Origin of the sequence: Pseudorhodoplanes sp., from assembly GCF_050250235.1 — a bacterium.
Taxonomy (GTDB): Bacteria; Pseudomonadota; Alphaproteobacteria; order Rhizobiales; family Xanthobacteraceae; genus Pseudorhodoplanes.
On the sequence record NZ_JBFWPA010000084.1, the window covers coordinates 19,183 to 29,649 of the forward strand.

6 protein-coding genes and 2 pseudogenes are annotated in these 10,467 nt (G+C 60.8%); 2 read left to right on the plus strand and 6 right to left on the minus strand.

Annotated features, from left to right (window positions below; all coding sequences use genetic code 11):
• Positions 1-22: 22 nt before the first annotated feature.
• The 5 genes from AB7F49_RS26920 to AB7F49_RS26940 all read right to left on the minus strand — a co-directional run bounded on the left by AB7F49_RS26920 (position 23) and on the right by AB7F49_RS26940 (position 6,827).
• Positions 23-805: a 1-phosphofructokinase family hexose kinase gene (locus AB7F49_RS26920; protein ID WP_428528142.1), complete on the minus strand. Its 783-nt coding sequence runs from the start codon at positions 803-805 to the stop codon at positions 23-25.
• A gap of 227 nt (positions 806-1,032) precedes the next feature.
• Positions 1,033-2,154, minus strand: a complete 1,122-nt coding sequence (locus AB7F49_RS26925; protein WP_428528144.1) for an ABC transporter permease — start codon at positions 2,152-2,154, stop codon at positions 1,033-1,035.
• 2 nt (positions 2,155-2,156) lie between these two features.
• Positions 2,157-4,919: a ribosome-associated ATPase/putative transporter RbbA gene (gene rbbA / locus AB7F49_RS26930; protein ID WP_428528146.1), complete on the minus strand. Its 2,763-nt coding sequence runs from the start codon at positions 4,917-4,919 to the stop codon at positions 2,157-2,159.
• The gene (locus AB7F49_RS26935; RefSeq protein ID WP_428528148.1) at positions 4,883-5,953 is read right to left on the minus strand and encodes an HlyD family secretion protein; all 1,071 of its coding nucleotides are present in this window, start codon (positions 5,951-5,953) and stop codon (positions 4,883-4,885) included. Before AB7F49_RS26935 ends, rbbA begins: the two co-directional genes overlap by 37 nt.
• A 172-nt stretch (positions 5,954-6,125) precedes the next feature.
• Positions 6,126-6,827 (minus strand): VIT1/CCC1 transporter family protein, encoded by a 702-nt coding sequence (locus tag AB7F49_RS26940; protein WP_428528153.1) that lies wholly within the window; start codon positions 6,825-6,827, stop codon positions 6,126-6,128.
• A 51-nt stretch (positions 6,828-6,878) separates the two neighbouring features.
• On the opposite strand from AB7F49_RS26940, the gene AB7F49_RS26945 reads away from it, so the two are divergent.
• Both AB7F49_RS26945 and AB7F49_RS26950 read left to right on the plus strand, forming a co-directional pair.
• Positions 6,879-7,475: a cytochrome b gene (locus AB7F49_RS26945; protein ID WP_428528150.1), complete on the plus strand. Its 597-nt coding sequence runs from the start codon at positions 6,879-6,881 to the stop codon at positions 7,473-7,475.
• 86 nt (positions 7,476-7,561) lie between these two features.
• Positions 7,562-9,863 (plus strand): annotated as a pseudogene (locus AB7F49_RS26950) (heavy metal translocating P-type ATPase).
• A gap of 261 nt (positions 9,864-10,124) precedes the next feature.
• On the opposite strand, the pseudogene AB7F49_RS26955 reads toward AB7F49_RS26950, so the two are convergent.
• A pseudogene (locus tag AB7F49_RS26955) lies at positions 10,125-10,343 on the minus strand (integrase core domain-containing protein); the annotation flags it as partial.
• Between the last annotated feature and the right edge of the window lie 124 nt (positions 10,344-10,467).

Consider the following 10,467-nt stretch of genomic DNA (forward strand, 5'->3'; position numbering starts at 1 on the left):
AATGCTGCAGGTCGGGCGCATGTCACAGCGGATGGATGATTACCTGGCTGTAGAGGCGTTCAACGTCGTGGTGACGGCAAAGCTGCGTCCCCGGCGCTAACAATGCCGCAGAGCCGGCGGCGATCCCGTATCGAAACGCTTCCTCGAGGTCGCGTCCGGACGCCAGCGCCCAGACCAACGCACCCAGAAAACTGTCTCCGGCACCAACCGTGCTCGCGGGGCTGATGGGAAGAGCGGGGGCCCGCAAGGTGACATTGCGTGACACCAGGAGGGCGCCTTTCTCTCCAAGAGTGAGCGCAACCGCTTCAACCTTTCCCGATGTTACCAGACTGGAACAGGCGGCAACCCAGGATGTCTCGTCTTCAAGGGCTTCGCCGGTCAGTTCACGAAGCTCTCGCAGGTTTGGCTTGATGAGGAACAAACCTTTCCCCGCTGCGAGCGCCGGACCCGAGCTGTCGAGGATGACCCTGCCGCCCCGCCCCTCTACCGCCCGCGCAGCCTGCGCATAGAAATCGTGAGGAACTCCGGGTGGCAGGCTCCCGCTCATGACCAGGATGTCCGGCCGCTCGGATAGGCCTTCGAGCGTATCGAGAGCTTGCCGCCATTCAGATTGGGTGAGCGAGGGTCCCGGCAGTACAAATCTGTATTCTGCGCCGCTTTCAGTTTCCAGAACCGTGAAACTCTCACGGGCTTCACCCGCAACTTGAAAAGTGACACCCGCCAACCCTTCGTCTTCTACAAGGCGCTGCAGCAAACGACCACTGATGCCCCCAATCGGATAGACTGAGGTTACGGCACCACCCAATCATGAAATGACGCGCGCGACATTGATGCCGCCTCCGCCAGGATCACGCATCGCGTCTGCGCATCGCAATTTGTGAATTGGCACCACGCGGGCAATGGATGTCGATACGTCGATTGCCGGATTCATCGTCAGAATAACGACAGCCTCCAAGTGCTTGCCCTCCGTGGTACCAGGCTTGTCTGACGCAAAGATTCAGAAGACGTGCGGGATGGCGCGCTCATCAAAACTTATGTACCCATAATGATTGTCTTTCGAATCCTGATCAGTGAAGCCCAGAACAGGATACATCCGATCGCAGCGAGCGCCAGGAATTGCGGCCACACCACTGCGAACCCGGCTCCCCGGAACAGAACCGCCTGCGCAAGCAAGACAAAATGCGTCGTCGGCGCGACCAGCATGATGTTCTGAACGATCTCGGGCATGCTTTCGCGCGGCGTCATTCCACCCGACAGCATTTCCAGCGGCATGATCACCAGCATGGTAAGCAGCGCAAATTGCGGCATCGAGCGGGCGACCGTGGCCAGCAGGATCCCGAGCGATGTCGTTGCGAACAGGTTTACGCCGGCTGCCGCTAGGAACAACACGACCGACCCCTGAATCGGTACCGCGAGCAATCCCTCGATGACGAAGACGATCGAAGCCGTGCAGGCGACAAGGACAACCAGCGCCATCGACCAGATTTTGCTCGCTAGAATCTCGAACGGCGTCACTGGCATCACCAGCAGGTGCTCGATGGTGCCGTGCTCGCGTTCGCGGATCAGCGCCGCCCCGGTCAGAATGATCGCCAGCAGGGTCACCTGGTTGATGACCTCGACGACGGCGCCGAACCAAGCCTTGTTCAGCGCGGGATTGAACCGGATGCGCGTCGCCAGATCGACCGGCAAGACGGTCGCGGCGCGGTAGCGCTGGACAAAGGCGGCCACTTCGGTGGCAACGATCGTCTCGATATAGCCGGCGCCGGTGAAGGCCTGGCTAACCCGCGTGGCGTCGACGTTCAGTTGAATCTCGGCTTTCCTGCCGGAAAACACGTCACGCTGGAAATTCGGCGGAATATCGAGTGCAAAGGTTATCGAACCGTCATTCAGGCTGGCATCCATCTGCACGGGCGTGATCAGCTTTGGCGGCGTGAAATAGGGCGGGTAGAAGGAGTTGACGATGCGTGCGGACAGAGCCGAGCGGTCCTCGTCGACGATCGCGATGGATGCCCTGTTGAGCGATTCCGGCATAGTGGATGCCGCCGTGTAGATTGCCACCGTGAAGGCGTAGACTATCAGGGCAAGCATGATCGGATCGCGCATCAGACTGCGCAATTCCTTGATCCCCAGGTTGAAGATATTGCTCGGCCGCACCGTTACGTCTCCTGCTTCTTGAGCAGAACCGTACACAGCCCGATGAGCACCGGGACCGCGATCAACAGCGGCAGGAAGGAGTCCCGCAAGTCAGCGAAATCCAGGCCCTTGGCGAACGTGCCGCGCGAGATCGTGAGGAAATGCGTCGTCGGATACATTTCACCTATGAAGGTTCCGATGCCCTCCAGGGCGGAAACCGGTTCGATGAACCCCGAATATTGCATGGCCGGGATCAATGTCGCGATCGCCGTGCCGAAGATTGCGGCAACCTGGCTGCGCATGAAGGACGACATCAGCAGGCCCATCGCTGTGGCCGAAGCGATGTAGAGCAGCGCGCCGGCGAGGAGGGTTGGAAAGCTTCCCTTGAACGGCACGTCGAGGACCGTAACGGTAATCAGGACGAGCAACAGGAAATTGAACATCGCGAGCACAATATAGGGGATCTGCTTGCCGAGCAGAAATTCGAGCGGCGTCGTCGGAGTGACGTAGAAATTGATGATGGAGCCGAGCTCTTTCTCGCGAACGACGCTTAGCGCGGTGAGCATGGACGGGATCAGCAGCAGCAATATCGGAATGATGGCCGGCGCCATCGCCACGATGCTACGGACGTTCGGATTGTAACGATAACGTAGCGCAATACTCACCGGGCTCACGCTTGTGCCCATGCTGTTCAGCCATTGATAGTGAAGGGCCTGCACATAACCCTGCACCGTCTCCGCGCGCATCGGCATCGCGCCGTCGATCCATGCTCCGATCTGAACTTTTGCGCCACGTGCGATGTCGCGGCCGAAGTTCGGAGGGATCTCCAGGGCCAGGGTGAGCTGGCCGGCTTTCATCCTTCGGTCGAGATCGTCATAATCAGTGATCGGCGGGGTCTCCCGAAAGTAGCGTGAGCCTGCGACGTTCAGGATGTAGTTCTGGCTGGTCGTGGTCTGATCGCGGTCCAGAACCGCGAATGTGAGGTCCTCCACGTCCATGGTGATGCCGTAGGCGAAGATCAGCAGCAGGATGACGCTGCCGACGAGCGCCATCGTGGCCCGGATCGGATCGCGCCGTAATTCGAGCGACTCGCGACGGGCATAGCTGAGCATGCGCTGTGGCTCGAATGAGCGTCCCGTCCTGTGCGCGTCTTGCTGCGCGGACGGCGTCGCGGGCCTCGCAGCGACGGACATGGGACGTGACGGTGCCTCGTCCACGACCTCTTCGAGATAGCTGATGAAGGCGTCTTCCAGTGTCCTTGTACCGCGCTTTGCAATCAACGCCGCGGGCGTGTCGCTGACCAGAACGCGCCCCGCATGCATGAACGACACACGGTCGCAGCGCTCCGCCTCGCTCAGGAAATGCGTCGAGATGAAGATCGTCACGCCGTCGCGGCGCGACAGGTCGATCAGGGTCTGCCAGAACGCGTCGCGGGCGATCGGGTCGACCCCGGATGTGGGCTCGTCAAGGATCAGAATGGCGGGCGCGTGGATCATCGCGACCGCGAGCGAAAGGCGTTGCCGCTGTCCGAGCGGCAAGGCGCCCGGAAGGACGTCCATGATCGCCAGCAATTCGAAACGTTCGGCCACCTCTGCAATGCGCGCGGCGATTGTGTCCGGCGGCAAATGGAACAGGCGCGCATGCAGTTCGAGATTCTGCCGCACGGTGAGTTCAGTATAGAGCGAAAAGCCCTGCGACATGTATCCGACACGCCGGCGCGTGGTGAGGTCGCGCGCGTCGAGGGGCTGCCCGAACAGATAGGCCTGCCCTTCGCTTGGCGGCAGCAGGCCGGTAATCATCTTCATGGTCGTGGTCTTGCCGCAACCGTTCGAGCCGAGAAATCCGAAGATTTCGCCCTGGTGGATGCGAAAGCTGACGTTGTCGACTGCAACGAAATCGCCAAAGCGCATGGTCAGGTCCTGCGCCTCGATGGCGATGTCGTGATCGCCATCCCGGCGCGGCGTGATCGAGATCGTGCGGTGACTGCGCCTTCGCTCTTCCGGCAGCAGGGCGACGAATGCGGCTTCGAGGGTGCTGGTCCCTGTGCGCGCGAGCAGGTCCGGCACGGTTCCGCTTGCCAGGACACGCGCACTATCCATGGCCACAAGCCAGTCGAAACCTGCAGCCTCCTCCATATCGGCCGTTGCCACCAAGACGCTCATGCCCGGGCGACCACTGCGGATTCGGCCGATCAGTTCCCAGAACTGGCGACGCGACAGCGGATCGATGCCTGTGGTCGGCTCGTCCATGATCAGGAGGTCGGGGTCGTGCACCAGGGCGCAGCACAGTCCGAGCTTCTGTTTCATGCCGCCGGACAGCTTGCCGGCAGGCCGGTCGGTGAAGGGCGCGAGGCCGGTAGCCTGCACCAGGTCCGCGATCCGGCGCTCGCGCTCCGCGCGTTCCTGCCCGAACAGGCGGGCAAAGAACTCGATATTCTCGAACACCGAAAGCGTCGGATAAAGGTTCTTGCCGAGGCCCTGCGGCATATATGCGATACGCGGGCAGACGGATCGACGATGTGTCGCGCTTGCCATATCGCCGCCGAGTACATCGAGACGGCCGCTCTGCAGCGCACGTGCGCCGGCTATCAGCGACAGCAGACTCGATTTGCCGACCCCGTCCGGGCCGATCAGCCCGACCAGGCAGCCGGACGGGATGTCGAGCGTGACTTGGGCAAGCGCTGTGACCTTGCCGTAGCGCAGGCTGACGTCGCGTATGCTTGCCACCGGCATGGCCGGCGCGCCGCCGTTCATTGCGGCAGCCTGATTTGCAGTCGGTCCGGCCATCGAGCGTCCGGGTTCAACTGGACATAGGCCATGCCAGGAAGGCCGGTCTTTGCCTGCCGGATGTATTTCTTGAGAAGTTCGGGCTCGATTTTCGCCTTGATCCGGAACATCAGCTTCTGCCGCTCATCGGCCGTCTCAACCGACTTCGGGGTGAACTGGGCGACATCGGCCACAAAGGTGGCGCGAGCAGGGATGACGTAATTCGGCGCCGCGTCGAGCACGAGCCGCACCTCCGAGCCGATGGCGACGCGGCCGGCCTGCTCAGTCGGGAGGAAGAAGGTCATGAACACGTCACCGAGATCGACCATGTTCAAAACCTTGCCGCCGGCGGCGAGTACCTCGCCGGGTTGCGCCACGCGGTACTGCACACGTCCATCGCGCGGCGTCGTCAGCGTGCTGTCGTCGATGTCGGCCTGGATACGCTCTATTGTGGCTTTCGCGGCGTCGACTGCGGCCATGGCCTGTACGACCAGCGATTCCGATGCGCTGATCGCAGAGTCTGCTGCTGCAACCTGCGCCTCCGCTGCGCTGACTGCCGCTTTTGCACCTTCGAAACGCGCGCGGTCGTTGTCCAGCGTTTCGATTGATCCGGAACCGGTTTTAGCGAGTTGCTCGGAGCGGTCGAAGCGCTTTCTCGCAGCGTCGAGTTCGGCTTGCCGTTGCGCAACCACTGCAATTGCAGCCTGCTTTTCGGCCTTGCGCTGCACCACCTGGGCGCGGGCCGTTTCGACCGCAATTTCGGCACGGCGCAACTGTGCGTCTGCCTCACGCCGTTGTGCCTCAAGGACTTGCGTATCCATCCTGACAAGAACTTGACCGGCAGTGACGAAGTCGCCTTCGCCGGCCAGGATCTCCTTCACGCGGCCGGCGGTTTTGGTCGCGATGTCGATTTCAGTCGCTTCGATGCGACCATTGGCGCTGGCAAAGCCGGTTGGAAGGGTTGGTGTGCGGAGGACTCCTGAGCCAAGGTAGAATCCTGCCACCACAACCGCGGCAACTACACCTATAGCGAGCCAGATACGAGATTGTGACATCTTGCTTAGCCCTTAGCGTCAACGATCCCCACGCAAATCGTCGCGGCTAGACGCACTCGATACAGCCGATGAAACCGCGTCTCGCGTAAACACTCCCGTAGGGGATCAGTCTCCACCGGAGAATTCGAGCGTTGCGCCTATTCACTAGCTAATGGAATAGAACATCTCACTCTTACACCACAGCGCCAAACAGCCTACCAATGCCCGCAGTTACGGCCATCGCCAAAGCCCCCCAAAATGTAACGCGAGCCGTGCCGCGCACAATATTGGCACCACCCGCTATTGCACTGACGGCTCCAAGAAGAGCTAGAAAAACGAGAGACGCGGCCGACACGACCGGAACCAGAACATTGGCGGGCGACACAATGACCATCAACAACGGCATTGCTGCGCCCACCGAAAACGTTGCAGCCGAGGTCAGCGCTGCCTCTATCGGACGTGCAGTCGTGATTTCGGATATACCAAGTTCCTCGCGCGAATGAACTCCCAATGCATCCCTATCCATAAGCTGTCGGGCAACTTGCGTCGCCAACGCTGGATCGACGCCTCGTTTTACATAAATATCTGCAAGCTCATTCAGTTCGAATTCCGGGCTCTCGCTGAGCTCCTTGCGCTCACGCGCAAGGTCAGCCTGTTCAGTGTCAGATTGCGAACTGACAGACACATATTCACCTGCGGCCATCGACATCGCGCCGGCGACGAGCCCCGCGACACCAGCCAGCAAAACATCGTTCGGAGTAGCAGCTGCGGCTGCAACGCCTACAATCAAGCTCGCCGTTGAGACGATACCATCGTTCGCCCCTAGTACGGCTGCCCTCAACCACCCGATGCGCTCGACGAGATGGGCCTCCGGATGCAAATGAAGCCGCGTCATGAACGCCCCTTTTTGACCAATCGAGAGAACCACCCCTTGGGGGACCATGATTTGGATCAATCCGACCGCATGTTCTGGCAGTATACTTTAAAAATGCGATATCGGAATTCGCCCCACGGTTACGGTGCAATACCGCAGTTCCTGCATTGGATGACAGCAGGACTCGTTCTGATCGCATGGGCAACCGGTACATTTGACGATGCGCTGCCGAAAGGAGCCGCGCGCGCGGCTGGCACCTTTATCCATGTCACCGCCGGGCTCACGATATTGATTGCATTGATCCTGCGCCTGCTGTGGCGGGCAGCCGACCCGCCTCCGCCGACCGAGCCCACGGTGCTTGGAAAATGGCTCGATCGCGCTGGAGCCTTGGCGCATTATGCACTTTACGCGCTGCTTATCGGCGTAGTGGTTGCGGGCATCGTGCTTCAGTTCGCGCGCGGCAACGCGCTCTCTGTATTTGGACTATTCGAAATCCCCTCCCCATGGCCGGCCAACCGCGCCTTCTCACGGTCAGTGAAGGATATTCACGAACTGTTCGCCAATGGGCTGATGTTTCTTGCGGGATTTCATGCTATCGCCGCGCTCGTCCATCACTGGTTGTTCCGCGACCGTACACTCGTGCGGATGCTACCGGGGTCGCTGCGCTAGTTTGCCTTGGCAGCAAGAGACACGACCGATCACAAAGCTGCCACCATGGCCTTTCAGGCAGCTACTCTCAGCCTGAAACATCGTCCATGCCCACGATTCTTACAGAGCGGTTTGTTCGACGGGCCCTGATCGTCATTGCCTTTGGCGGCGTTGCGTTTGGCCTCCTGGCATGGGCCGTAGGCCACAATGATCTTGCAAATTGGATTTGGGCTACAGGAACAGCGCCTGTCGTTATCGGCTTGCTCGTATCCATGATCCGCGATCTGCTGGCTGGTCGCATGGGGGTAGACGCAATCGCTTTTGTCTCGATGTCGGCCGCGCTCATCCTTGGCGAAAATCTAGCGGGAGCTGTCGTCGCTGTTATGTATGCCGGCGGCAATGCGCTTGAGGATTTTGCGATCGCGCGAGCCGAACGGGATCTGAAATCTCTTATCGACCGCGCGCCCCGAAATGCACATCGTCGCCAGGGATCGCTGATCGAGGAGGTTCCGATCGATCAAGTGGCGGTAGGGGACACGATACTCGTGCGCGCGGGCGAGGTAATCCCGATCGATGGGATCATCGTCAGTCCCGGCGCAGTCATCGACGAAGCCCTGCTGACGGGCCAGCCGATTCCAGTTTCGCGCCGTGAGGGGGAGTCGGCGCGCAGCGGTACAGTCAATGCCGACGAGACTTTTCAAGTGCGTGCCACAGCCACGGCGGGCGAGAGCACCTATGCAGGCATTGTAAGAATGGTGGGAGCGGCTCAGACCGCAAAGGCTCCGTTCATTCGCCTCGCCGACCGATTTGCTCTGTTCCTGCTCCCAGTTACGCTGGTCGTGGCCGGAGGGGCCTGGCTCTTCTCAGGCGATCCCATCCGAGGACTGGCGGTTCTGGTGGCCGCGACCCCGTGTCCGCTGATTTTGGCCGCCCCCGTAGCGTTCATTGCCGGCGTCGCGCAAGCGGCGCGAGTCGGTATCCTCATCAAGGGCGGCAAGCCGTTCGAGGCGCTTGCCCGCGTCAAGACGGTCATGTTCGACAAAACCGGAACTCTGACGGTTGGCGGAGCCCGCCTGGTAGCGATTGAGACTGCCCCCGGCGAGCAGGCGGAGGATGTGCTGCGGATCGCCGGCTCTCTGGAGCAGGCCTCGCATCACGTCGTTGCTTCTTCCATCGTGCAGGCCGCTCGCGGCAAGGGTCTCAACCTCAGCATACCCTCCAGTGTACACGAAACGATGGGGTCCGGCTTGGAGGTTGTCGTCGACGGAAAGCATGTTCGGGTCGGATCCCATCAATTGGTTTATGGAGACCGAAAGCCACAGGAATGGGCGGTGCGTGCGCTCAGACGAGCGGCATGGCGATCGGCACTTAGTGTATTTGTGGCTGTCGACGGCCGCATGATCGGGGCCCTCCTGCTTGGCGACGAACTCCGGCGTGAAACACCGCGCGCCGTACAGGCGCTGAGGTCCGCGGGCGTCTCGCGTATCGTTATGCTCACCGGCGACCGAGCCGATGCTGCCGAAACCATCGCCGCCGCTCTCGATCTTGATGCCGTACTCGCGGATCGTGTGTCGTCCGATAAGGTGGATGCGGTGGCCACAGAGCAGCGGCTGAGCCCGACGATCATGGTCGGAGACGGCATCAACGATGCCCCTGCTCTCGCGGCGGCCAGCGTCGGCATTGCCATGGTGCCAGAGGCGCCAGTGCCTCCTCCGAGGCAGCAGATGTCGTCATACTCGTGGATCGGTTGGACCGTGTTTCCGTGCAATCGTCATCGCGAAGCGTACGCATCGGATCGCGGTTCAAAGCATCGTCGCCGGGCTCGCAATGTCAGGTATTGCTATGTTCGTTGCGGCTATCGGCTGGCTGCCTCCCATTGCCGGAGCGTTGACCCAGGAGGCGATCGACGTCGCCGTGATTCTGAATGCATTGCGCGCGCTGACGCCGGGGTACAGCTTTGGTCGCCCGGCGATGCCGGCAGAGACAGCTGCGGCTCTGCGCAAGGATCACGAGCGCCTCGACATCGCGCTCGACCGGCTACGCGAAATCGCCGATGCGTTGGATGACGCCGGAGGAGCAGCTGCAGTAAGCCTGATCTCTCAGGCAAATGAGATCGTCGCGCGCCAAATTGTACGGCATGAACGCGCTGACGAAGCTAGCGTTTATCCGGAGCTTGCCAAGTTTCTGACTGACGGCCACGGTTTGGCGGCAATGAGCCGGGCCCATCGGGAGATTATCCACCTCGCGCGCCTATTAGGACATTTGTCATCCGGCCTCGATGCGCAGGACGCCGACCGCTACCTCATTCGAGATGCTCAGCGGGTCATCGAGTCGATCGAAGCATTGGTGCGAATCCATAATGCTCAGGAGGAGGACATCTATGAACATGCGATAGCGGGACGAAATTGAAGGCGCAGCGCAAATACACTTAATACGCGAACAATTTGCTCACTTTTGTCTCAATCCGGGCGCAGTTCACCGCACCTGCACTGAGGCCGAACTTTGGATCGCCGGAGGTTAGATTTATCCGGCTCCTGCTCTGAGACCGAACGTTGGACCGCCGGAGGTTAGATTTTTCCGGCCTTGGTCATGATGGCGCGCTGGGTCCGCCATCATGGTTGTGCAACGTTATCGGGGGTCTTTGCCCGATTGCGCCATGCGGGCGCTCTCCAGATAGTCGTCGAGAACGGCCTGCATCTCCTCGATGGTCTCGAACCAGGTGCGGCGGCCCTCGACGCGGAAGTGCTCGTCGAGCAGCGTGCGATGCAGGCGTTCGACGATGCCGTTGGACTGCGGTCGCTTGACCCGTGTGGTGCGGTGCTCGATCTCCTCCAGTTGCAGGAACAGCTCGTATGGGTGCTGATCCGGCCTGCCGCAGAACTCGCGGCCGTAGCACATCAGGAACAGTTCGGATGGAGGCCCTGACCGACTGCGGCGCTCATCACGCAGGCAGGCGGTCAGGGCCGGGCCGCAGATCTCTAAAGTGAAGTTGTCGAATCAACACTTTGGAGAA

Excerpts from the sequence above, each read along its gene's own strand:
- rbbA (WP_428528146.1), bottom strand. The coding sequence starts at position 4,919 with ATGGCCGGACCGACTGCAAATCAGGCTGCCGCAATGAACGGCGGCGCG.
- AB7F49_RS26940 (WP_428528153.1), bottom strand. The coding sequence starts at position 6,827 with ATGACGCGGCTTCATTTGCATCCGGAGGCCCATCTCGTCGAGCGCATC.
- AB7F49_RS26935 (WP_428528148.1), bottom strand. The coding sequence starts at position 5,953 with ATGTCACAATCTCGTATCTGGCTCGCTATAGGTGTAGTTGCCGCGGTT.